This window comes from Micromonospora palomenae (assembly GCF_007829925.1).
In the GTDB taxonomy this organism is placed as follows: domain Bacteria; phylum Actinomycetota; class Actinomycetes; order Mycobacteriales; family Micromonosporaceae; genus Micromonospora; species Micromonospora purpureochromogenes.
The window spans coordinates 1-22,829 of record NZ_VIXA01000003.1 but is presented as its reverse complement, the minus strand read 5'-3'; the positions used below and the strand labels follow the sequence as shown (position 1 = coordinate 22,829).

20 protein-coding genes and 2 pseudogenes are annotated in these 22,829 nt (G+C 71.9%); 12 read left to right on the top strand and 10 right to left on the bottom strand.

What is annotated here, in order from left to right; genetic code table 11:
• Positions 1-36: 36 nt before the first annotated feature.
• From FHX75_RS21030 to FHX75_RS21015, 4 genes are read right to left on the bottom strand one after another with little or no spacing between them, the layout of a single operon-like run.
• Positions 37-747, bottom strand: a complete 711-nt coding sequence (locus FHX75_RS21030; RefSeq protein ID WP_154942085.1) for an ABC transporter permease — start codon at positions 745-747, stop codon at positions 37-39.
• Positions 747-1,706 carry an ABC transporter ATP-binding protein gene (locus FHX75_RS21025; RefSeq protein WP_154942084.1) on the bottom strand — a complete coding sequence of 320 codons (960 nt, stop codon included), beginning with the start codon at positions 1,704-1,706 and terminating at the stop codon, positions 747-749. The genes FHX75_RS21030 and FHX75_RS21025 overlap by 1 nt, the downstream gene beginning before the upstream one ends.
• Positions 1,703-2,584: an ABC transporter permease gene (locus tag FHX75_RS21020; RefSeq protein WP_088960376.1), complete on the bottom strand. Its 882-nt coding sequence runs from the start codon at positions 2,582-2,584 to the stop codon at positions 1,703-1,705. Before FHX75_RS21020 ends, FHX75_RS21025 begins: the two co-directional genes overlap by 4 nt.
• Positions 2,577-3,491, bottom strand: coding sequence for an ABC transporter ATP-binding protein (locus tag FHX75_RS21015; RefSeq protein WP_154942083.1), 915 nt, complete (start codon positions 3,489-3,491; stop codon positions 2,577-2,579). The genes FHX75_RS21020 and FHX75_RS21015 overlap by 8 nt, the downstream gene beginning before the upstream one ends.
• Before the next feature lie 189 nt (positions 3,492-3,680).
• Here FHX75_RS21015 and FHX75_RS21010 point away from each other — a divergent pair, with 189 nt between their 5' ends.
• The 4 genes from FHX75_RS21010 to galT all read left to right on the top strand — a co-directional run bounded on the left by FHX75_RS21010 (position 3,681) and on the right by galT (position 7,875).
• Complete coding sequence (locus tag FHX75_RS21010; protein WP_154942082.1) at positions 3,681-4,259, top strand: DM13 domain-containing protein; 579 nt, start codon at positions 3,681-3,683, stop codon at positions 4,257-4,259.
• 97 nt (positions 4,260-4,356) lie between these two features.
• Positions 4,357-5,886, top strand: coding sequence for an adenylyl-sulfate kinase (gene cysC, locus FHX75_RS21005; protein WP_154942081.1), 1,530 nt, complete (start codon positions 4,357-4,359; stop codon positions 5,884-5,886).
• Between the two features lie 109 nt (positions 5,887-5,995).
• A complete protein-coding gene (locus FHX75_RS21000; RefSeq protein ID WP_154942080.1) occupies positions 5,996-6,802 on the top strand; it encodes a DeoR/GlpR family DNA-binding transcription regulator in 807 nt (268 codons plus the stop codon).
• Positions 6,799-7,875 carry a galactose-1-phosphate uridylyltransferase gene (gene galT / locus FHX75_RS20995; protein ID WP_154942079.1) on the top strand — a complete coding sequence of 359 codons (1,077 nt, stop codon included), beginning with the start codon at positions 6,799-6,801 and terminating at the stop codon, positions 7,873-7,875. The genes FHX75_RS21000 and galT overlap by 4 nt, the downstream gene beginning before the upstream one ends.
• A gap of 364 nt (positions 7,876-8,239) precedes the next feature.
• Here the strand turns inward: galT and FHX75_RS20990 are convergent, their stop codons facing one another.
• Entirely contained in the window at positions 8,240-9,457 is a 1,218-nt protein-coding gene (locus FHX75_RS20990) for an NADP-dependent isocitrate dehydrogenase (protein WP_154942078.1), read from the bottom strand.
• A 135-nt stretch (positions 9,458-9,592) separates the two neighbouring features.
• On the opposite strand from FHX75_RS20990, the gene FHX75_RS20985 reads away from it, so the two are divergent.
• Complete coding sequence (locus FHX75_RS20985) at positions 9,593-10,399, top strand: MBL fold metallo-hydrolase (protein ID WP_154942077.1); 807 nt, start codon at positions 9,593-9,595, stop codon at positions 10,397-10,399.
• Positions 10,400-10,583: 184 nt separating this feature from the next.
• Here the strand turns inward: FHX75_RS20985 and FHX75_RS20980 are convergent, their stop codons facing one another.
• Entirely contained in the window at positions 10,584-11,534 is a 951-nt protein-coding gene (locus tag FHX75_RS20980; RefSeq protein WP_154942076.1) for a malate dehydrogenase, read from the bottom strand.
• A 102-nt stretch (positions 11,535-11,636) separates the two neighbouring features.
• Positions 11,637-12,497 (bottom strand): bifunctional methylenetetrahydrofolate dehydrogenase/methenyltetrahydrofolate cyclohydrolase, encoded by an 861-nt coding sequence (locus FHX75_RS20975; protein ID WP_154941918.1) that lies wholly within the window; start codon positions 12,495-12,497, stop codon positions 11,637-11,639.
• A 413-nt stretch (positions 12,498-12,910) separates the two neighbouring features.
• Here FHX75_RS20975 and FHX75_RS20970 point away from each other — a divergent pair, with 413 nt between their 5' ends.
• The 5 genes from FHX75_RS20970 (at position 12,911) to FHX75_RS20950 (ending at position 18,540) form a co-directional block, all read left to right on the top strand.
• Positions 12,911-14,515: a peptide ABC transporter substrate-binding protein gene (locus tag FHX75_RS20970; RefSeq protein WP_154942075.1), complete on the top strand. Its 1,605-nt coding sequence runs from the start codon at positions 12,911-12,913 to the stop codon at positions 14,513-14,515.
• A 79-nt stretch (positions 14,516-14,594) separates the two neighbouring features.
• Entirely contained in the window at positions 14,595-15,533 is a 939-nt protein-coding gene (locus FHX75_RS20965) for an ABC transporter permease (protein WP_154941917.1), read from the top strand.
• Positions 15,526-16,482 (top strand): ABC transporter permease, encoded by a 957-nt coding sequence (locus FHX75_RS20960; protein WP_154941916.1) that lies wholly within the window; start codon positions 15,526-15,528, stop codon positions 16,480-16,482. The genes FHX75_RS20965 and FHX75_RS20960 overlap by 8 nt, the downstream gene beginning before the upstream one ends.
• A gap of 5 nt (positions 16,483-16,487) precedes the next feature.
• The gene (locus FHX75_RS20955; RefSeq protein WP_154941915.1) at positions 16,488-17,525 is read left to right on the top strand and encodes an ABC transporter ATP-binding protein; all 1,038 of its coding nucleotides are present in this window, start codon (positions 16,488-16,490) and stop codon (positions 17,523-17,525) included.
• Positions 17,509-18,540, top strand: coding sequence for an ABC transporter ATP-binding protein (locus FHX75_RS20950; protein ID WP_154941914.1), 1,032 nt, complete (start codon positions 17,509-17,511; stop codon positions 18,538-18,540). Before FHX75_RS20955 ends, FHX75_RS20950 begins: the two co-directional genes overlap by 17 nt.
• Before the next feature lie 137 nt (positions 18,541-18,677).
• Here the strand turns inward: FHX75_RS20950 and purH are convergent.
• Together purH and purN are read right to left on the bottom strand one after the other, a co-directional pair.
• Positions 18,678-20,247, bottom strand: a pseudogene (purH, locus tag FHX75_RS20945) (bifunctional phosphoribosylaminoimidazolecarboxamide formyltransferase/IMP cyclohydrolase).
• Positions 20,244-20,862: pseudogene (gene purN / locus FHX75_RS20940) on the bottom strand (phosphoribosylglycinamide formyltransferase). Before purN ends, purH begins: the two co-directional pseudogenes overlap by 4 nt.
• A 179-nt stretch (positions 20,863-21,041) precedes the next feature.
• On the opposite strand from purN, the gene FHX75_RS20935 reads away from it, so the two are divergent.
• Together FHX75_RS20935 and FHX75_RS20930 are read left to right on the top strand one after the other, a co-directional pair.
• Positions 21,042-21,347 (top strand): CD225/dispanin family protein, encoded by a 306-nt coding sequence (locus FHX75_RS20935; protein ID WP_088960358.1) that lies wholly within the window; start codon positions 21,042-21,044, stop codon positions 21,345-21,347.
• Positions 21,348-21,373: 26 nt separating this feature from the next.
• The gene (locus tag FHX75_RS20930) at positions 21,374-22,012 is read left to right on the top strand and encodes a DUF4190 domain-containing protein (protein WP_154941911.1); all 639 of its coding nucleotides are present in this window, start codon (positions 21,374-21,376) and stop codon (positions 22,010-22,012) included.
• A 213-nt stretch (positions 22,013-22,225) separates the two neighbouring features.
• Here FHX75_RS20930 and FHX75_RS20925 read toward each other — a convergent pair.
• Positions 22,226-22,829, bottom strand: a 604-nt coding sequence (locus FHX75_RS20925; protein WP_246158405.1) for a cell division protein PerM, incomplete at its 5' end; no start/stop codon positions are given.

Sequence of the window (22,829 nt, the reverse complement as noted above, 5' to 3'; positions counted from 1 at the left end):
TCTCTGAATGTGCATCCCGGGGTGGGGTGGACGGGGTCAGCTGGTTTCGCCGGCCATGGAGAAGGAGCGGAGGCGGTCGATCGCCAGAACCGTGAAGCCGACCGCGACGACGCCGGTCAGCACCGCCGCGACCGGGACGGAGACGCTGGTCGACAGCAGGTCGGTGGGGGCCATCCGGTCGGCCATGGCGACCACCCACTGCTGGATCGAGAGCACCTTCGTGCCGCTGACGAAGTTGCCCAGCAGCCCCTCCCAGATCAGCACGTAGACCAGCCCGAGCAGGACCGGCCGCCGGGTGATCAGGCTCAGCGCCAGGAACAACGCCGAGTACGCCAGCGCGCCGAGCGCCGAGGCGGCGGCGAGGGCCAGCCCGAGGCGTACCGAATCGGCGAGCACGCCCGCGACGAAGAGCGGCACGGCGACGGTGGTCGCGCTGACCACGGCGGCCACCGCGAGCTTCGGCAGCACGATCTGCCAGCGCGGCAGCGGCTTGGTGAGGATGTGCACGACGGTGCCGTCGTCGATCTCGGCGCCCAGCACGCCGGTGCCCACGATCAGGGCGACCACCGGCAGCACCACCGCCAGGCCGAGGCCGACCAGCACCGGCGGCCCCCAGTCACCCGGCTCCACCCCGAGCGACCGGCAGAGCATCGCCAGCCCGAGCAGCAGGAGCGGCAACGGCAGCAGGATCAGGAAGCGACGCCGGCCGAACAGCCCGCGCGCGGTGATCCAGGAAACGGTCGACATCAGGCCTCCACCAGGTAGGAGAAGACGCTCTCCAGGGACTCGTCCTCGGGCAGCAACTGCCGGACCCGGACGCCGTGGGCCAGCGCGATCTTCGGCAGCGCCCGGGTGAAGGCGCCGTAGTCGCCGGCCTTGACGGTCAGGCCGGTGCGGTCCAGCTCGACGCCGGCGACCGAGGGCTCGGCCATCAGCGCGACCGCCAACGCCCGGTCGTCGGTGGAGCGGACGGTGAACACGTGCGGCCGGTTGGTCATCAGCCGGCGGATGGTCCGGAAGTCCCCGGAGGCGGCGAGCCGGCCGGCCACCATCACCTGCACGGTGCCGGAGACCTGCTCGACCTCCTCCAGGATGTGCGAACTGAACAGGATCGTCCGGCCCGCGTCGCCCAGGGAGTGCAGCAGCCCCATCATGTGCAGCCGCTGGCGCGGGTCCATCCCGTTGAACGGCTCGTCGAGCAGCAGCACCTGCGGGTCGTGCACCAGCGCCGCGGCGACCCGGGCGCGCTGCCGCATGCCCTTGGAGTACGTCCCGATCCGCCGGTCCTGGGCCCCCTCCAGCTCGACCAGGGCGATCGCCCGTCGGGCTGCCGCCGCCGGGTCGGGCAGCCGGTGCAGCTTCGCGCTGGCCAGCACGAACTCGTACGCGGTGAGGAAGGTGTGCACCGCCTCCCGCTCGCTGACCAGCCCGAGCCGACGGTAGACCTCCGGGTGGCGCCAGGTCGGCTCGCCGTCCAGGGTCACCGCACCCCGGGACGGGGCGAGGAAACCGGCCATCATGTGCAGCAGGGTCGTCTTGCCGGCGCCGTTCGGGCCCAGCAGGCCGGTGACCCCGGGGCCCAGCCGCATGGTGATGTCGTTGACCGCCACCACGTTGCCGTACCAGCGGGACACCCCGGCCAGGTCGAGGGTGCTGGTGGCGGTGGTCGGGACGCTCGCCGTGGGATCGGCGCTGATCGTGGTCATCGGGCGGCCACCTTCCGGTATCGCAGCAGCAGCAGGGCGACGCAGCCGGCGACCAGCAGCACGGCGGCGAGGGCGTAGACCGGGCCGAAGCCGCCGATGTCCGGTCCACCCTGGTCCTCGGAGACCAGCAGGTCCCCCAGCGACCAGATGCCGACCCCCTGCACGATGGTCGACGGCGAGCCGAGTCCGGCCAGCTCGTTGACGGTGCGGGAGGGCAGGATGGACAGGGTGCCGACGATCGGGGTGGTCATCAGGAAGACCGCCACGATCCCGCCGGCTGCGAACGCCCGCTTGCCGGTGAGCGAGGCGACCAGCAGGCCGACCGAGGCGAAGACGACCGCCCAGAGGCCGGCGTAGAGCAGCCCCGGCAGCAGGTCGAGCAGCTCGTTCCAGACGCCGCGCATCCCGTCGCCGGTGGTGAACGCCGCGCCGAGGAACATCACCAGCTGTGGCGCGCCGAGCAGCAGCCAGAGCGCGCTGACCAGGGCCAGCAGCTTGGCCAGGGCGTAGTCGCCGCGCGGCAGCGGCCGGGAGAAGTACAGCGGCAGCACGCCGCTGCGCAGGTCGCGGGAGACCAGCTCCGGCGCGGCCACCGCGGCGAAGAAGATGACCAGCCAGCTCATCGAGTCGGCGAACTGGGCGTACGTCATCACCACCTCGCCGATCTGGCTGCGGACCGCGGTGGCGCCGGCGGCCACCATGGTGACGATGCCGACCACCAGCCAGGGGAAGATCTTGGCCTTGGCGCTGCGGCCCAGCCCGAAGGCGGTCCGCAGACCGTGCAGGTAGAGCGCGCCGAAGACGTGCCGGCGGCCGAGGCGGGGGCCGGTGTAGCGCTGGTAGCCGATGTCGTGGATGACGCCGGTCGGCTCAGACATGGCTGGGCTCCCTCGTGGCGAAGAGTTCGGCCACCCGGTGCCGCCGCTGGTCGAGCCGGTGCAGCGGCAGGTCCAGCTCGGCGACCGCGCCGAGGATCAGGTCGTAGGTGGCCTCGTCGGCGAGCGGGACGAGCAGCATCCGCCCGTCCCGGCTGACCGGCAGGTCGAGCGCGGCGAGCCGGGTGGCCAGTTCGTCCGTACCCTCGCTGACCTCGACGGCGAGCACGTCGGTGGCGGAGGTCATCGCGGCGATCGGGCCGGCCCGCAGCAGCCGCCCGCCGTCGATGGCGACCAGCGTGTCGCAGATCCGCTCCACCTCGCCGAGCAGGTGCGAGCAGACCAGCACGGAGATGCCGAACTCGGTGCCGATCCGGTGCACCAGCGCGAGCATGTCGTCCCGGCCGGCCGGGTCGAGGCCGTTGGTCGGCTCGTCGAGCAGCAGCAGGTCCGGGTCGTGCACCAGGGCCTGGGCCAGTTTGACCCGCTGCTTCATGCCGGTCGAGTAGCCGCCGACCGGCCGGTAGCGCTCCTCGTAGAGGCCGACGTGCCGCAGCGCCTCGGACGCCCGCTCGCGGGCCGTGGTCCGGGGCAGGCCGCTGATCCGGCCGAGGTGGGTGACCAGCTCGGCGGCGGTGAGGTCGGGCGGCAGCGCGTCGTGCTCGGGCATGTAACCCACCCGGGCCCGGACGGCCGCCGGGTCGGTGGTCGGGTCGAGGCCGAGCACGGAGACCCGGCCGCTGGTCGGGGCGAGCAGGCCCAGCAGGATCTTGATCAGGGTCGACTTGCCGGCGCCGTTCGCGCCCACCAGGCCGATGATCCCGGGCTCCACCGCGACGGTCAGGTCGGCCAACGCGGTGACCCGACCCCCGTACGTCTTGGTCAGCGACTCGGTCGCTATGAGTGTCACGCCCGTCAGCGTAGGAAGCCGACGCCCGTGGGGGTATCAGGAATCGCCCGTGGTCGTCCCTGAGAACCCGTCCGGGGGACACCGGCCGGACTTCCTGCAGCCGGTGCGCCCCGGCCGGAGCCCTCGGTAAGGGTTTCGTAACCCGGCGGCGCGATGACCGGGGCGGCCCGGCCCGGCACACTGGACGACGTGGTCACCCGCCTGCTGCGTACTCCGTTGACCTGGGCCGTCGTCGTCGTGCTCGCCGCCGGGGCGGCCGTCGGGCTCTGGTGGTTCCAGCCCTGGAAGGCGGTCACCGACACCCGGGTCGCCGAGCGGCTGTCCGACGTGGACGTGGCCGCCACGCCGTCGGTCGGTCCCGCGCCCACGGGGGGCGCGGGACCGGCCGGGCCGACGCCGACCCCGGCGGGGCCGACGCTGCTCAGCCGGGGAGAGTTCGTCACCCACGAGCACGACACCTCGGGCACCGCCCGGGTCGTCCGCGCCGGCGACGGGCGGCACCGGCTGGAACTGGTGGGCCTGGCCACCTCCAACGGCCCCGACCTGCGGGTCTGGCTGACCGACCAGCCGGTCCGCGCCGGCCGCGCCGGCTGGGACGTCTTCGACGACGGCCGGTGGGTCGAGCTGGGCCGGCTCAAGGGCAACCGTGGCGACCAGGCGTACGACATCCCGCCGGGCACCGATCTGGCCGGGCTGACCAGCGTGTCCATCTGGTGCAAGCGGTTCGCGGTCTCGTTCGGGGCCGCCCCGCTCACCCCGACCGGTTGAGCCGTTCCCAACCGCCCGGGCCGCAGTGGAGTGGCGCTCTCGACCGATCGCCGGTCGGCTGCGAAACTGTGTGCCGGTCAGCGAGTGAGGGGTACGGATGAGCAACGGGTGGGTGCTGCCCGACGAGGTGCTTCGGGACGCGCCGGCGTACACGCCGCGCCCGGGTGAGCTGGCCGATCTGGAGCTGTTGCTGACCGGGGCGTACGCGCCGCTGGTCGGCTTCATGACCCGCGCCGACCTGGCCTCGCTGCAGCGTCGCGGCCGGCTCGCCGACGGCACGCCGTGGCCGGTGCCGGTGACCCTCCAGGTGCCGGCGACGCTGGCCGCCGGGCTGGACCCGACCGACCCGGGACGCCGCACGCTGGTGCTCAGCGACGGCGAGGGCGCACCGGTGGCCGCGCTGGAGGTCGCCGACGTCTGGGCGGCCCGCGAGGGCGTGGCCGGGGTGGGCGGCCCGGTCCGCCGGCTCGGCGACGGCGGGCACGGCCCGTTCCAGCGGCTGCGCCGCAACCCGGAGGAGGTCCGGGCGCTGCTGCCCCCGGGCCGGGTGCTCGGCGTGATCGCCGACCGGCCCCTGCACCGGCCGCAGCTGGCGCAGATCGCGCACGCCGCCCGTACCCTGGGCGCCCACCTGCTGGTGATGATCCCGGTGGGTGAGGGCCGCTCCGGCAGCGTGCCGCCGGAGGCCCTGGTGCGCAGCGTCTTCGCCGCCCGCGACCGGATGCCCCCGGCGACCCTGGTCGCGGTGCCGATGCCGCGCGGCCGCGACGAGATCGGCGACGCCCTGCTGCGGGCCCGGATCTCCGCCGCGTACGGGGTGACCCACCTGCTCTCCACCGGCGAGATGCTCTCCGGCGCCGGCCTGCGGGTGCTGGTCCCCCGCGAGCTGGCCTACGACAACCGGGACGGGCAGTGGCGCTGGCGGGAGGACATCCCGCCGCGCAACCGGCGGCTGGCGCTGCGCCAGGAGGAGATCGACGACCTGCTGGACCGGGGCTTCCCGCTGCCCGAGTGGCACACCCCGCCGGCGGTGGCCAAGGAGCTGAGCCGGGCCCGCCCGCCGCGGCGGCACCGGGGTCTGGTGGTCTTCCTGACCGGCCTGTCCGGCTCCGGCAAGTCGACCATCGCCCGCGGGCTGGCGGACGTGCTGCGGGAGCAGGGCGACCGCACGGTGACCCTGCTCGACGGCGACGTGGTGCGCCGGGAGCTGTCGGCGGGGCTGGGCTTCAGCCGGGCGGACCGGGACGCCAACGTCCGCCGGATCGGCTGGGTGGCCGCCGAGGTCGCCCGGCACCGGGGAGTGGGCATCTGCTGCCCGATCGCCCCGTACGCCCAGGCGCGGGCGACCGCCCGGGAGATGGCGCTGGCGGCGGGGGCCGGTTTCGTGCTGGTCCACGTGGCCACCCCGCTGGAGGTCTGCGAGCGGCGTGACCGCAAGGGCCTGTACGCCCGGGCCCGGGCCGGCCTGCTCACCGGGATGACCGGCGTCGACGACCCGTACGAGGAGCCGACCGACGCCGAGATCGTGGTCGACACCACCGACCTGACCGTCGACGAGGCGGTGCTGTCGGTGATGAACCACCTCACCGAGACCGGCTGGGTGGAGCCCCGCCTCCAGTCCGCCTGATTCCCGCCAGGGTCACCTTCCGTCGCTGCCCCCTGCGCGCTAGTGTTCATCTTTGTTGGAACACGTTTGAGCGCGTGTGAGAGTGCGCGGGAGCCGGAGGTACGGACGGATGCTGGCGCGGCAGCGGCAGGCGGCCATCCTCGACCGGGTCCGCACCACCGGTGGCGTTCGCGTCACCGAGCTGGCGGCGGAGTTCGGCGTCTCCGACATGACCATCCGGCGTGACCTGGAGACGCTGCACGAGCAGGGCCTGCTGGCCAAGGTGCACGGCGGCGCCACCGTCCCCGGCCCCAGCTCCACCGACGAGCCGGGTTTCCACGCCAAGTCGGTGCGGCAGCTCGCGGAGAAGGCCGCCATCGCCGGCCGGGCCGCCGAGTTGGTTCGCCCCGGCGCGGCGGTCGCGCTGTCGGCCGGCACCACCACCGCCGAGCTGGCCCGCCGCCTGGTCGACGTGCCCGGGCTGACCGTGGTGACCAACTCGCTGCCGGTGGCCGAGATCCTGCACGCGCAGGGCCGCACCGATCAGACCGTGGTGCTCACCGGCGGGGTGCGTACCCCCTCCAACGCGCTGGTCGGCCCGCTGGCCGTGGAGGCGATCCGCTCGCTCCACCTGGACCTGCTCTTCCTCGGCGTACACGGGATCACCGAACGGGCCGGCTTCACCACGCCGAACCTGATGGAGGCGGAGACCGACCGGGCCCTGGTGGCCGCCGCCGACCGGTTGGTGGTGCTGGCCGACCACACCAAGTGGGGCACCGTGGGCATCTCCTCGATCGTCGGCCTCGGCGCCGCCGACGTGCTGGTCACCGACGACCGGCTGGCTCCCGAGGCGCGCCGGGTACTGGACGAGAAGGTGGGAGAGCTGGTGGTCGTGGCGAGCACGGGCCGGGCGACGACGGAGGGGACGGCGCGGTGAAGCGTACGGCGATCGAACTGGCGGACGGCCGCGAGCTGATCTACTTCGACGAGCGGGACGACGCGGTCCGCGACCAGCTCGACCGGCGCGAGCTGCCCCCTCCCCCGCCCGCCTCCCAGCTGCGGTACGACCCGCTGACCGACGAGTGGGTGGCGGTGGCGGTGCACCGGCAGACCCGCACCTTCCTCCCCCCGGCCGACCAGTGCCCGCTCTGCCCCACCCGGGGCGACCGGCTCAGCGAGATCCCGGCCCCCGACTACGACGTGGCCGTGTTCGAGAACCGGTTCCCCTCGCTGAGCCAGCGGGTGGCCGACGAGCCGGCCGAGATCACTCCGTTCACCCCGGTACGCCCGGGCCGGGGCCGCTGCGAGGTGGTCTGTTTCACCGACGACCACAACGCCTCGTTCGCCGGCCTGCCGCCGCGCCGGGTACGCACCGTGCTGGACGCGCTGGCCGACCGGACCGTGGCCCTCGCCGAGCTGCCCGGCGTCGAGCAGGTGTTCTGCTTCGAGAACCGGGGCGTGGAGATCGGGGTGACCCTGCACCACCCGCACGGGCAGATCTACGCGTACCCGTTCGTGACGCCGCGGACCCGGTCGCTGCTGGCCGCCGCCCGTCGGCACGCCGAGCGCACCGGCGGCGGCAACCTCTACGCCGACGTGCTCGCCGCCGAGCGGGCCGCCGGCGACCGGGTGGTCACCAGCAACGAGCACTGGACGGCGTACGTCCCGGCGGCCGCCCGCTGGCCGTTCGAGGTGCACGTGGCGCCGCACCGGCCGGTGCCCGACATCCCGGCGTTGACCGACGCCGAGCGGGACGCGTTCGGCCCGCTCTACCTGGACGTGCTGCGCCGCTTCGACGGGCTCTTCGACCTGCCGATGCCGTACATCGCGGCCTGGCACCAGGCGCCGGTGCGGATCGACCGGGAGCTGGGTCACCTGCACCTTCAGCTGTTCAGCATCCGGCGGGCCAAGGACAAGCTGAAGTACCTGGCCGGCTCGGAGTCCGGCATGGGCGTCTTCATCAACGACATCGCGCCCGAGCGGGCCGCGGAGCTGCTCCGCGCCGCCTGATCCTGGCCCGCGTCCGGGCGGCGGGTGCGGCAGCGCCCGGGGAACAGGGCGCGGGGGGCCCGGGACAGGGCCCCCCGCAGGGAAGGGACGGCTGGCTGTGCGCGACAGCCGGGAAGGTTGGCTGATCGGCACTCGTGCCGCGAGGCGACCGCGGTCAACCTTCCTGGACGAGACTGGCATCACGTCCACCCACTTCAACGACCCACGCCCACCCCGGTGACGCCGGGGGCGGCGGCCACGGATTGATCGCCACCGTTTGCGGCGTGTCGCGCGGTCCGGTCTCTCGGACACCGCGACCCGGCCCCGGGTACGACGGAGCCCGCCGGCGGAGGCCGGCGGGCTCGGTCGGTGACGCGTACGAGGATCAGGCGGAGAGCTTGCGCGCCAGGTTCTCGTCGAGCGCGTTCATGAACTCGTCGGTGGTCAGCCACGGGGCGTCCCGCGAGATGAGCAGCGCGAGGTCCTTGGTCATCTGGCCGCCCTCGACGGTGTCCACGATGACCTGCTCCAGGGTGTTGGCGAACTCGGTGACCGCCGGGGTGCCGTCCAGCTTGCCCCGGTGGGCCAGGCCCCGGGTCCAGGCGTAGATCGACGCGATCGGGTTGGTCGAGGTCTTCTCGCCCTTCTGCCACTGCCGGTAGTGCCGGGTGACCGTGCCGTGCGCGGCCTCGGCCTCGACGGTGCGGCCGTCCGGGGAGAGCAGGACCGAGGTCATCAGGCCGAGCGAGCCGAAGCCCTGCGCGACGGTGTCGGACTGCACGTCACCGTCGTAGTTCTTGCACGCCCAGACGTAGCCGCCCTCCCACTTGAGCGCCGCGGCGACCATGTCGTCGATCAGCCGGTGCTCGTAGGTGATGCCGGCGGCGTCGAACTCGGCCTTGAACTCGTTCTCGAACACCTCGGCGAAGATGTCCTTGAAGCGGCCGTCGTACGCCTTGAGGATGGTGTTCTTGGTGGACAGGTAGACCGGGTAGTTGCGGTCCAGGCCGTACCGGAACGAGGCCCGGGCGAAGTCCCGGATCGACTCGTCGAAGTTGTACATGCCCATGGCGATGCCGCCGCCGGGGAAGTTGGCGACCTCCATCTCCATCGGGGCGCCGCCGTCGGCCGGGGTGTAGGTGATGGTCACCGTGCCCGGGCCCGGAACGACGAAGTCGGTGGCCTTGTACTGGTCACCGTGGGCGTGCCGGCCGATGATGATCGGCTTGGTCCAGCCGGGGACGAGCCGCGGCACGTTGGACATGATGATCGGCTCGCGGAAGACTACGCCGCCGAGGATGTTGCGGATGGTGCCGTTCGGCGACCGCCACATCTTCTTCAGGCCGAACTCCTCCACCCGGGCCTCGTCCGGGGTGATGGTCGCGCACTTGACGCCGACGCCGTGCTCCTTGATGGCGTTGGCGGCGTCGACGGTGACCTGGTCGTTCGTCTCGTCGCGGTGCTGGATCGAGAGGTCGTAGTAGTGCAGGTCGACGTCGAGGTAGGGCAGGATCAGCTGCTCACGGATCTGCTTCCAGATGATCCGGGTCATCTCGTCGCCGTCGAGTTCCACGACCGGGTTGTTTACCTTGATCTTCGCCATCGACCGGCGCTCCTCTCGGGGGACACGTGCTCAAGCAGTACGAGCGTACTGGAAACGGGCCGGCACCCCCCAGCCGGCCTCGGTCGGCCGGATAACCGGATGCCCGGCACGGGAGTTCACTGGCACCATCGCCCGATGCCACTGAGCCGTACCCTCGGGTCTATCACGGTCACCGCGCTCACCGACGGCGAGGGGCCGTTCTTCCAGCCCCGCAGCGAGGCGTTCCCCGACGCCACCGCGGCGCACTGGCGCGAGGCGGACCGGCGCGACCCCACCTCGGTCACCCCCGACGGCCGCTGGTGGCTGCCGTTCCGCAGCTTCGCGGTGCGCGTCGGCGACGGGCCGGTCACGCTGGTCGACGCCGGCATCGGACCGGCCGGCTCGCCCGCCGCGAGCTGGGCCCCGGTGCCGGGGCGACTCCCCGCCGAACTGGCCGCCGCCGGCATCGACCCCGCCGACGTGCGCACCGTCGTCCTCACCCACCTGCACAGCGACCACATCGGCTGGGCGGTCACCGGCACGCCCGGCCGCCCGTACTTCCCGAACGCCGACTACCTGGTGCAGCGGGCCGAGCTGGACGCGATGGAGACGATCAACCCGGGGCTGCCGGCCGGCCTGATCGCGCCGTTGCGCGCCGCCGGCCAGCTCCGGGTGGTCGACGGCGACACCCCGCTCACCCCGGGGGTACGCCTGCTGAGCACGCCCGGCCACACCCCCGGCCACCAGTCGGTGCTGGTCGACTCCGGCGACGAGCGGCTCCTGCTCACCGGCGACCTCCTGGTGCACGCCGTGCAACTCGTCGACCCCGACCTCGCGTACGCCCACGAGCAGGACCCCACGACCGCCCGCACCTCCCGCACCACCCTCCTCCGCACCCTCACCACGACCGGCCGAACCCACCTGGCCACCCCCCACCTGGGCACCCCCTTCACCCCCCTCTAACCCCACCCCCTTCCGCCCACCCCCCACCCCCCTCCCCGGTTGATCAAGAAGTTTGCGTCACGCCAGGGGCGATTTCTGACGCAAACTTCTTGATCAACGTGGTGGATCGGGGGGGGTGGGTGGGGATGGCGAAGGGGGCACGCCGGTGGGTACCGGCGTGCCCCCTTCGGGTGGTGCTGGTGGATCACATGTTGGCGACGTCGGCCTGCTTGGCGCGGACGGCCTCGGCGGCCTCCTTCAGGCTGGCCAGCTCGTCGGCGTCCAGGTCGGTCTCGACGACCCGCTTGACGCCCTCGGCGCCGATCTCGGCCTCGACGCCCAGGTAGACGCCGGCGATGCCGTACTCGCCGTCGACCCAGGCGCAGACCGGCATGACCTCGCCGGAGTCCTCCGCGACGGCCTTGGCCATCCGGGCGGCGGCGGCCGACGGGGCGTAGTACGCCGAGCCGGTCTTCAGCAGCGCCACGACCTCCGCGCCACCGTTGCGGGTCTTGACGACCAGCTCCTCGATCTGCTCGGCCGGCATCGCGTCGCGCAGCGGCTTGCCGTTCACCGTGCTCTTCGACGGCACCGGCACCATGGTGTCGCCGTGCGAGCCGAGGGTCAGGGTCTTGACCGACTTCACCGGCACCTGGAGGGCCTCGGCGACGAAGTTGGTGAACCGGGCGGTGTCGAGCATGCCGGCCTGGCCGAGCACCCGGTTCTTCGGGAACTGGGTGGCGAGCTGGGCCAGCGCGGTCATCTCGTCCAGCGGGTTGGAGACCACGATGACGACCGCGTTCGGGGCGTACTTGGCGACGTTCTCGGACACCTGGCGGACAATCTTGGCGTTCGTCTCGAGCAGGTCCATCCGGCTCATGCCCGGCTTGCGCGGGAGGCCGGCGGTGATGACGACGACGTCCGAGCCCTCGATGGCCTCGTAGCCCTCGCCGTTCGGGCCGGTGGTGACGCCGACGACCTTGGTCTCGAAGCCCTCGACCGCGCGGGACTGGTTGAGGTCCAGCGCGAGACCCGCCGGCTTGCCCTCCACGATGTCGGTGATCACGACGGTGTCGAAGACGTCGTACTCGGCCAGGCGCTGTGCGGTGGTGGAGCCGTAGAAGCCGGCCCCGACGACAGTGACCTTCTTACCCATGGTCGTCCCACTCCCCTGATACCAGTCGGTTTTCCGGACCGTATCAGCCATCCTGGCACCGATCAGGGCAGGGGCGGACGGTTATGACAACGATGGGCGTCCTCAGCCCCGCTCGGCCCGTTCCACCACGTTGGTGAGCAGCATGGCGCGGGTCATCGGCCCGACACCGCCGGGCATCGGGACCAGCTTGCCGGCCGCCTCGGCCACCTCCGGGTCCACGTCTCCGGTGTACCGGCCCTTGCCGTCCGCGCCGATCACCCGGGTGATGCCGACGTCGACCACGGTCGCGCCCGGGGTGATCAGGTCGGCGGTGAGCAGCCCGGGTACGCCCGCCGCGACGATCACGATGTCGGCGGCGCGGGTGTGCGAGGCGAGGTCGAGGGTGCCGGTGTGGCACAGCGTCACCGTGGCGTTCTCGCTGCGCCGGGTGAGCAGCAGGCCCAGCGGGCGGCCGACGGTGTTGCCCCGGCCGACCACGGCGACCGTCGCGCCGCGCAGCGGCACGTCGTGCCGGCGGAGCAGCTCGACGATCCCGCGCGGGGTGCAGGGCAGCGGGGCGTCGTAGCCGAGCACCAGCCGGCCGAGGTTGACCGGGTGCAGGCCGTCGGCGTCCTTGTCCGGGTCGATCATCTCCAGCACGCGCTGGGTGTCCAAGTGGGCCGGGAGCGGCAGCTGGACGATGTAGCCGTGACAGGCCGGGTCGGCGTTCAGCTCGGCGAGGACCGCGTCGACCTGCTGCTGGGTGGCGTCGGCCGGCAGCTCGCGGCGGATGGAGGCGATCCCGACCTCGGCGCAGTCCCGGTGCTTGCCGTTGACGTACGCCTGGGAGCCCGGGTCCGCCCCGACCAGGACGGTGCCGAGGCCCGGGGTGATGCCGCGCTCCGCGAGCGCCTTGACCCGCGTCCGCAACTCGTCCTTGATCTCCGCCGCGGTCGCCTTGCCGTCCAGGATCGTCGCCGTCACGTCCAGATCGTCTCACGGCAACAGCCGCAGGTTGGGACGACGACCAACCGTGACTTTCCGTGAGGTGCGCTTAATCACTCAGAGTTACCGCATGTGGAGTCGACCACACCCTGGGGCGGACAGCCGCTCATGAACCGCCACAGAGCGGACAGCCGGCCGGCAACCACGCACGGCGATCCGGACCGCGTCGCGGGCGCGGAACGCGAGCCTCGAAACCGACATTGAGCAGCGGCTTCACCGCATCGCTCATAGCAGAGGGGCGGAAGGGCGACAAGACCGGGGCGGGCGTTCCGTTACTGGTTCGCAACGCTCTCGTTGCCGAACCGCCTGCTGCGACCTACCGTTGCCCAACGTTGCGCAGCGTTACCCAGCGCCGGGCCAGACTGCGCAGCGTGAGGAGATGAGGAGACTCAATGCGAGTTCGTAGGCTTGCCGCCTGGACCGCTCTCCCGCTCGCGGTGACGCTTGGCCTGGTGGCCTGCGGCTCGGGCGGCGACGGCGGATCAGGGCAGAGCGACCCCAACGCGGCCGTGCGGATCGAGATCGCCGAGCCGCAGCACCTGGTGCCCACCAACACCAACGAGACCAGTGGTTCGCAGGTGCTCGCCGCCCTGTTCAGCCCGCTGGTCGACTACGACGAGGCCAACAAGCCGTACGAGGTGGCGGCCGAGTCGGTGACGTCGTCGGACAACAAGGTCTGGACGATCAAGCTGAAGGACGGCTACACCTTCCACAACGGCGAGAAGGTCACGGCCGAGAACTACATCGACGCCTGGAACTACGGCGCGTACGCCCCCAACGGCCAGAACTCGAGCTACTTCTTCGAGAAGGTCGCCGGCTACGCGGACCTGCAGGGCGAGAAGCCGGCCGCGAAGACGCTGTCCGGGCTGAAGAAGGTCGACGACCTCACCTTCACCGTGACGCTGGCCGAGCCGTACAGCGAGTTCAAGACGATGCTCGGCTACACGGCCTTCTACCCGCTGCCGAAGGCGGCCTTCTCCGCCCCGGGCGTGCTGGCCGAGGGCTACGAGCAGGCGCCGATCGGTCAGGGCCCGTTCAAGATCAAGGGCACCTGGCAGCACGACGCCAAGGTCGAGGTCGAGAAGTACGACGCCTTCCCCGGCCAGCAGCCGAAGGTGGCCGGCGTCGAGTTCCGGATCTACCAGCAGCCGACCGCGGCCTACGCGGACGTGCTGTCGGACAACCTGGACGTCATCAAGACCATCCCGACCGAGAGCCTGTCGACGGCCGCCACCGACCTCGGTGACCGGTTCCAGCAGAGCCCGGCCTCGTCGCTGCAGGTGCTGGCCTTCCCGACGTTCCAGAAGGAATTCAGCAAGCCGGAGGTCCGCAAGGCGATCTCCATGGCGATCGACCGGGACGAGATCACCAAGTCGATCTTCAAGGACTCGCAGCAGCCGGCCCGTTCCTTCGTCTCGCCGGTCGTGGCCGGCTACCGGGAGAACACCATCGGCGCGGCGGGCGAGTTCGACCCGGCCAAGGCCAAGGCGATGTACCAGGCCGCGGGTGGCCCGTCCAAGATCGAGCTGTCGTACAACGGTGACGGCGGCCACAAGGACTGGATCGACGCGACCTGCAACCAGCTCAAGGCCAACCTGGGCGTGGAGTGCGTCGGCACCGCCGAGCCCAAGTTCGCGGACCTGCTGACCAAGCTCAAGGCGAAGCAGCCGGTCGGCCTGTTCCGGATGGGCTGGGTCATGGACTACCCGTCCATGGAGAACTACCTGGGCCCGCTGTACAGCACCAACGGTTCCTCGAACTACTACGGCTACAGCAACCCCGAGTTCGACAAGCTGCTGGCCGAGGGCGCCAAGGCGCCGAACGAGGAAGAGGCGATCAAGAAGTACCAGGCGGCGGAGGACCTCCTGGCCGAGGACCTGCCGGTGATCCCGCTGCGGTACGGCCAGAACAACTTCGGGCACTCGACCAAGGTCAAGAACGTGGAGATGGATCTCTTCGACCGGGTCGACCTGCTGAAGATCGAGGCCGTCAAGTAACAGCGCTGGTCGGGTCGGGTCACCGCGAGGTGGCCCGACCCGCCACGCCCTTCGCCCCTTTTCAGAGAGACTTCACAGTATGTTCCGCTTTATTCTGCGGCGACTGCTCCAGATGGTCCTCGCCTTCTTCGGGACCACGCTGATCGTCTACGCACTGATGTTCGCCGGTCAGGGCGACCCGATCCAGGCGCTCGCCGGCGAGCGCCCGGTCACCGCCGCCCAGCGGGCATACCTGACTGAGAAGTTCCACCTCGACCAGACCGGGGTGGGCGGCTTCTTCTACCGCTACTTCGACTACATCAAGAACCTGCTCCAGGGTGATCTCGGGCAGTCGCTGACCGGCCGCCAGATCGGCGACATCCTCGCCGCCGCCTGGCCGGTGACGGTCAAGCTGGCGCTCATCGCGATGGCCGTGACGATCCTGTTCGGCGTCACCGCGGGCGTGCTCGCCGGCATCCGCCGGGCCAGCATCTTCGACAACTCGACGCTGGTGCTGACCCTGCTGGTGCTCGGCATCCCGACCATCGTGCTGGCCCCGCTGGCGCAGTACCTCCTCGGCGTCAAGTGGCAGCTCTTCCCCCCGACCGCCGGCGCCGAGCCCGACCTGTACGCGCTGCTGCTCCCCGGCATCGTGCTCGGCTCGCTCTCGCTGGCCACCGCGCTGCGGCTGACCCGGACCTCGGTGGCGGAGAACCTGCGCGCCGACTACGTCCGGACGGCTCGCTCGAAGGGCCTGGTCAAGCGGCGGATCGTCAGCGTGCACGTGCTGCGCAACTCGCTCATCCCGGTGGTCACCTTCCTCGGCGTCGAGCTGGGCAACCTGATGAGCGGCGCGATCATCACCGAGGGCGTGTTCAACATCCCCGGCGTCGGCTTCAACCTCTTCCGGGGCATCCGCACCGAGGACGGCCCGCTGGTGGTGGGCATCGTCAGCGTGCTCGTCGTGGTCTACCTGCTGTCCAACCTGGTGGTGGACGTCCTGTACGCCGTACTCGACCCGAGGATTCGCTATGAGTGACTTCGAGACCGTGGCGGCCACGGAGAACCAGGCCGCGCGGCGGGGCGTGTCCGGCGAGCCCGGAGCGCCCAACCAGATCGGCGCACCGCAGAAGGCCCGCAGCCTGGCCGGTGACGCCTGGCGCGACCTGCGCCGCAATCCGATCTTCTGGATCAGCCTCACCCTGGTCGTGCTGGTCGCCGCGATGGCCGCCGTACCCTCGCTCTTCACCGCCAACGACCCGCGCGACTGCCTGCTCTCCCGGCAGCACGACGGGGCGTCCGGCGGGGCCATCTTCGGGTACGACTTCCAGGGCTGCGACACGTACGCCCGGGCGGTCTACGGCGCCCGCGCCTCGCTGCTGGTCGGCGCGCTCTCCGCGCTGCTCACCGGCATCATCGCGCTGGTCGTCGGCATGGTGGCCGGCTACTTCGGCCGCTGGGTCGACGCGGTGCTCTCCCGCGTGATCGACATCGTGCTCGGCATCCCGCTGCTGCTCGCCGCGATCGTGCTGCTCAAGCGGGTGAGCACCAGCAGCGACAACGTCCGGCTGTTCGCGGTGATCTTCGTGCTGGCGGTGCTCGGCTGGACCACCGCGGCCCGGGTGGTCCGCTCCTCGGTGATCACCGCCAAGGAGCAGGACTACGTGGCGGCGGCCCGGATGCTCGGCGCCGGCAACGGCCGGATCATGTGGCGGCACATCCTGCCGAACGCGCTCGCCCCGGCGATCGTGGTGCTCACCATCGCGCTCGGCTCGTTCATCGCCGCCGAGGCGACGCTGAGCTTCCTCGGCATCGGTCTCAAGGCCCCGACCATCTCCTGGGGCATCGACATCGACGCCGGCCGGGTGCACATGCGCGAGTCGGCGACGCCGCTGGTCGTCCCGTCCGCCTTCCTCGCGCTGACCGTCCTCGCCTTCATCATGCTGGGCGACGCCATCCGCGACGCCTTCGACCCGAAGCTCCGGTGAACCTGATGACCCAGTCCGCTGTCCACCCGACGCCGGCCTCCCCCACGCCCGAGGGCGGCCACCTGCTCGACATCCGGGACCTGCACGTCGAGTTCCGGACGAGCGAGGGCGTCGCCAAGGTGATCAACGGCGTCTCGTACCACCTGGACGCCGGCGAGACCCTCGCGGTGCTCGGAGAGTCCGGCTCCGGCAAGTCGGTCACCGCCCAGGCGATCATGGGCATCCTCGACACGCCGCCGGCGGTGATCCGTTCCGGTCAGATCCTCTACCAGGGTCGGGACCTGCTGAAGCAGTCGGAGGAGCAGCGCCGCCAGGTGCGGGGCAAGGAGATCGCGATGATCTTCCAGGACGCCCTCTCCGCGCTGAACCCGGTCTTCCCCGTCGGCTGGCAGATCGGCGAGACGCTGCGCCAGCGCGAGGGGATGTCCAAGGCGGACGCCCGCCGGCGCGCCGTCGAGCTGATGGACCTGGTCCGGATCCCGGCCGCGGCGAAGCGGCTCGGCGACTACCCGCACCAGTTCTCCGGCGGCATGCGGCAGCGCGTCATGATCGCGATGGCGCTGGCGATGAATCCGAAGGTGCTGATCGCCGACGAGCCCACCACCGCGCTGGACGTCACCGTGCAGGCCCAGATCATGGACCTGCTGGCCGACCTGCGCCGGGACCTCAACATGGCGATGATCCTGATCACCCACGACCTCGGCGTGGTCGCCGGCGTCGCCGACCGGATCGCGGTCATGTACGCCGGCCGGATCGTCGAGCACGCCGACGTCCGCTCGCTGTACCGGTCGCCCGCCCACCCGTACACCAAGGGTCTGCTGGAGTCGATCCCGCGCATGGACGTGCGCGGCCAGGAGTTGTCGACGATCAAGGGGCTGCCGCCGAACCTGATGCGGATCCCCTCCGGCTGCCCATTCCACCCCCGGTGCCCGTACGTGCAGCAGGTCTGCGTGGACGTGGTGCCGCACGACCTGGTCCTCGGCGACGGCCGGACCAGCGCGTGCCACTTCGCGCAGGAGGTCCGAGATGACAGCGCCCGCTAGCCCGACCAAGGTCCGCGGCGAGACCATCCTCTCCGTCGACAACCTGGTCAAGCACTTCCCGATCACCCAGGGCGTGCTGTTCCAGAAGCAGACCGGCGCGGTCCGGGCCGTCGACGGGGTGAGCTTCGAGCTGCGCCGGGGCGAGACCCTGGGCATCGTGGGCGAGTCCGGCTGCGGCAAATCCACGCTGGCCCGGCTGCTGATGCGGCTGGAGACGCCCACCTCCGGCGGGGCGACCCTGGAGGGGAAGGACCTCTTCAAGGCCTCCGGCGCCGAGCTGCGCCGGCTGCGGCGCAACATGCAGATGGTGATGCAGGACCCGTACACCTCGCTCAACCCGCGGATGACGGTCGGCGACATCATCGGCGAGCCGTTCGACATCCACCCGGAGGCGGCGCCGAAGGGCAGCAAGCAGCGGCGGGTGCAGGAGCTGCTGGACGTGGTCGGGCTCAACCCGGAGCACGTCAACCGCTACCCGCACCAGTTCTCCGGCGGCCAGCGGCAGCGCATCGGCATCGCCCGGGCGCTCGCCCTGCGGCCCGAGGTGATCGTGTGCGACGAGCCGGTCTCCGCGCTGGACGTCTCCATCCAGGCGCAGGTGATCAACCTGCTGGAGCAGCTCCAGGACGAGTTCGGGCTGTCGTACATCTTCATCGCGCACGACCTCTCGGTGGTCCGGCACATCTCGGACCGGGTCGCGGTGATGTACCTCGGCAAGATCGTGGAGATCGGCACCGAGGACGAGATCTACGAGCGGGCCACCCACCCGTACACCCAGGCGCTGCTCTCGGCGGTGCCGGTGCCGGACCCGGACGTCCGCAACGACCGGACCATCATCCGGCTCACCGGCGACGTGCCGAGCCCGGCCGATCCGCCCTCCGGCTGCCGCTTCCGCACCCGCTGCTGGAAGGCCCAGGAGGTCTGCGCCCGCGAGGAACCCCTGACGGTCTCCCGCGCCGCCGACCCCCACCCCTCCGCCTGCCACTTCGCCGAACTCCGCCCCACCAACCTCTGACCGCTCCCCCGCGGTTCCCGCCGTCGATCATGAAGTTGTCGTCCCGACACGCCGCGGTGCCGGACAACAACTTCATGATCGACAGGTCTGGGGCGGCGGACCGCCGGGGGCCGCGTGGCCCCCGGCGGTGCCGTCGGTCAGTGGAAGAAGTGCCGCGTGCCGGTGAGGTACATGGTCACGCCGGCCTCCTTGCACGCGGCGATGACCTCCTCGTCGCGGATCGAGCCGCCGGGCTGCACGATCGCGCGCACCCCCGCGTCGATGAGGATCTTCGGGCCGTCGGCGAACGGGAAGAACGCGTCCGAGGCGCAGACCGCGCCGCGGGCCCGCTCGGCGCCGGCCCGGTCGACCGCCAGCCGTGCCGAATCCACCCGGTTGACCTGCCCCATGCCGACCCCGACGGTGGCGCCGTCCTTCGCCAGCAGGATCGCGTTGCTCTTCACCGCGCGGACCGCCCGCCAGGCGAAGGCCAGGTCCCGCAGGGTGGCCTCGTCGGCCGGGTCGCCGGTGGCCAGCCGCCAGTTCGCCGGGTCGTCGCCCTCGGCGTCGACCTTGTCCCGCAGCTGCACCAGGACACCGCCGGTGACCTGCCGCCACTCCGCCGGCAGCGGGTCGAAGGCCGGGGCGTGCAGCAGCCGGATGTTCTTCTTGGCCTGCAGGATCTCCACCGCGCCGTCGTCGTAACCGGGGCGACCACGACCTCGGTGAAGATCTCGGCCACCTGCCGGGCCATCTCGACGCTGACCGGTCGGTTGACGGCGATCACCCCGCCGTACGCCGACACCGGGTCGCAGGCGTGCGCCCGGCGGTGCGCCTCGGCCACGTCCGCGCCGACCGCGATGCCGCACGGGTTGGCGTGCTTGATGATCGCCACCGCCGGCTGGTCGGTGAAGTCGTTGGCGGCCCGCCAGGCCGCGTCGGCGTCGACGTAGTTGTTGTAGGACATCTCCTTGCCATGCAGCTGCTCGGCTTGGGCAGGCCGGCGGGGCTGGACGGGTCGGCGTAGACGGCCGCCGCCTGGTGCGGGTTCTCCCCGTAGCGCAGCACCGCCCGGCGGCGCAGGCTCAGCCCGGCGAACTGCGGCCACCCGTCGGCGGCCGGGGCCAGGGTGGTGGCGAACCACTCGGCCACGGCGACGTCGTACTCGGCGATGTCGGCGAAGGCGCGGGCGGCGAGCGCCCGACGCTGCGCCAGCGTGAAGCCGCCGTCGGCGAGGGCGGCCACCAGGGCCGGGTACGCCGCCGGGTCGGTCACCACCGCGACCGACGCGTGGTTCTTGGCGGCGGCCCGGACCATCGCCGGCCCGCCGATGTCGATCTGCTCCACGCACTCGTCCTGGCTCGCGCCGGAGGCGACCGTGGCCTGGAACGGGTAGAGGTTGGAGACCAGCAGGTCGATCCCGGCGATGCCGTGCTCGTCGAGCTGGGCGGCGTGGGTGTCCTTGCGCAGGTCGGCCAGGAGACCCCCGTGGATCTTCGGGTGCAGGGTCTTCACCCGGCCGTCGAGGATCTCCGGGAAGCGGTCACCTGCTCGACCGGGGTCACCGGCACCCCCGCGCCCGAGATGGTGGACGCGGTGCTGCCGGTCGAGACGATCTCCACCCCGGCGTCGTGCAGGGCCCGGGCCAGCTCGACCAGGCCGCTCTTGGTCGTAGACGCTGACCAGTGCCCGCCTGATCGGGCGACGCTCGTCCTGAGTGGAACTCACGGGACCGTGACCTTTCTTCCGGTGATCGTCCAACCTTCGCGGACCAGCCGACCGACCTGCTCGACGAGCTGGCGCCGCTCGGCCTCCTTGATGCGCTCGGTGAGCGTCTCCACGTCGTCGTCGTCGCGTACCGGCACGGCGACTGCGCGACGATCGGGCCGGTGTCCATCCCGGCGTCGACGAAGAAGAGCGTGGCCCCGGTGACCTTGACGCCGTAGGCGAGCGCGTCCCGGGGGCCGTGGATGCCGGGGAACGCCGGCAGCAGGGTGTTGTGCGTGTTCAGGTAGCGGTCACCGAAGGCGGCCAGGAAGTGCGGCCCGACCAGCTTCAGGAAGCCGGCCGAGATCACCAGGTCGGGTCGGTGCTCGGCGACGTGCGCGGTGAGCGCGAGGTCCCAGTCCTCCCGGGACGGGTGGTCCTTCACCCGGTCGACGAAGGTCGGCACCCCGACGGCGGCGGCCCGGTCCAGGCGGCGATCCCGTCGCGGTCCGCGCCGACGGCCACCACCTGGGCCCCGTACGCGGGGTCGGCGGTGGCGTCGAGCAGCGCCTGGAGGTTGCTGCCAGAGCCGGAGACGAGGACGACGAGGCGGGCGACGGACGCGGGCTCGGTCACGCGGCCACCCTATCGGGCAGGTCAGGACTCCCAGCGATCGGGCAGCGGCGATTCGGGTGATCACGCGAGTGGCACGTACGCGATACGCTGCCCGTCGCTCGGTGGCTGCCGTCCGGCCCGCCGCCGCACCCTTCACCACAAGATCAGGCACGGACAGTGCCGACGGAGCGAGGAGCACCATGCAGCCCGGTTACCCCAACCCCGCGCAGCAGCCGCCGATCAACAACAACATGACGATGTCCATCGTGGCCATCTTCTTCTTCTGGCCGCTTGCCATCCCGGCCATCATCAACGCCTCCAAGGTCAACCCGCTGCTGCAGCAGGGTGACTACGCGGGCGCCCAGGCCGCGGCGAACGAGTCGAAGAAGTGGTCGAAGTGGGCCATCATCATCGGCGCCGTCTGGCTCGTGATCGTCCTGCTGTGCTGCCTCGCCGGTGGTCTGGCCGGGATCATGGGCTCCGACACCAGCACCAGCAGCTACTGACGATCACCGACTGAGGAGCATCCGCCATGCAGCCCGGACCCCCCGGTCAGGACCCGTACGGCCAGCAGCCCCCGCACGACCCGTACGGCCAGCCCGGCTCCGGGCAGCCCTATGGGCAGCCGTACGGGCAGCCGCAGGACCCGTACGCATCGCCCCCGCAGGCGCCGTACGGGCAGCAGCCGCACGATCCGTACGCCCCGCCGCCGCAGGCCCCGTACGGCCAGCAGCCCACCTCGGGCCAGCCGTACGGGCAGCCGGTGTCCGGTGACCCCTACGGCCAGCCCACCTCGGGCCAGCCCTACGGGGCGCCGGGCCAGCCGTACGGGCAGCAGCCCTACCAGGATCCGTACGGCCAGCAGCCCTACGGCATGCCGGCGTACCCGAACGCGGGCTACCCGCAGGCCCAGGGCCAGCAGAACACGCTGGGCCTGGTATCGATGATCCTGGGCATCGTCTCCATCCCGATGGTCTGCTGCTACCTCGGCATCCCGCTGGGCATCGCCGCGGTGATCACCGGATGGCTGGGCCGGCAGAAGGCGGCCCAGGGGCTGGCCAGCAACGGCGGTCAGGCCCTCGCGGGTCTGATCTGCGGCGCGATCGGTCTGGTGCTGGGGATCCTGCAGATCGTGGCGCTCGCCGCGAACATCGCCCTGCCGAACTCCTGAGTCGAGTCGACACCCGGAAGGGGCGTCCCGGATCTCCGGGGCGCCCCTTCGTCGATCCACTCGCTTTGCGGCGTGTGGCGGTGTTGGCGGGCCGGGACAGCGCGACACGCCGCAAACGGAGTCGATCGAGAGCGCAGGGTGGCCGGTGGGCCAGGCTTCCAGGCGCGGGGGGGCCGGCGGGTCGGGCCCCGAGGCGCGGGGCGGCGGACGGGGTCAGGCGCGAGGTGCCGGGCGGGCGAGCACCCGGGCGGCGGCGGCCCCGAGCAGCGCGCCGGCCGTGACCACCGCGGTGGAGACGGCGGCCACCTGCCAGGGGACCGGGCCGATCTCGGCCAGCCGGCCACCGCCGAGCGGCCCGCCGGAGGCCGCGGCGGCGAGACCGGCGAGCAGGCCGACCACCGGGCCGGCGAGCGCCGCCGGGCCGAGCAGCGCAGCCCACGCCGGCACCGCGCGCTCGTCCGCGTCGCGGAGCAGGCGCCGGGCGAGCAGCCAGCCCGCGGCCATCCCGGCCAGCACCGGTACCGCGAGCAGCGCCGCCCCGAACCCGTCGACCGGGCCGCTGGGCAGCCCGGCCAGCAGGGGTACGGCCGGCAGCGCGCCCACCGAGACCTCGCTGGTGCGTACCGCCGTGCCGGCGCCGACGGCGAAGCCGGGCCCGAGCAGGTAGGCGGTCGACCAGACCGTGGCGTTCGGCGCGTAGGCGAGGCTGACCAGGGTGATGCCGGCCTGCCCGGCCACCCCGGTCCGGTACGCGCCGATCATGTCGGCGGCGTCGCCCCCGCCGGTCGCCACCGCCAACCCGGCCGCGCCGGCCCCC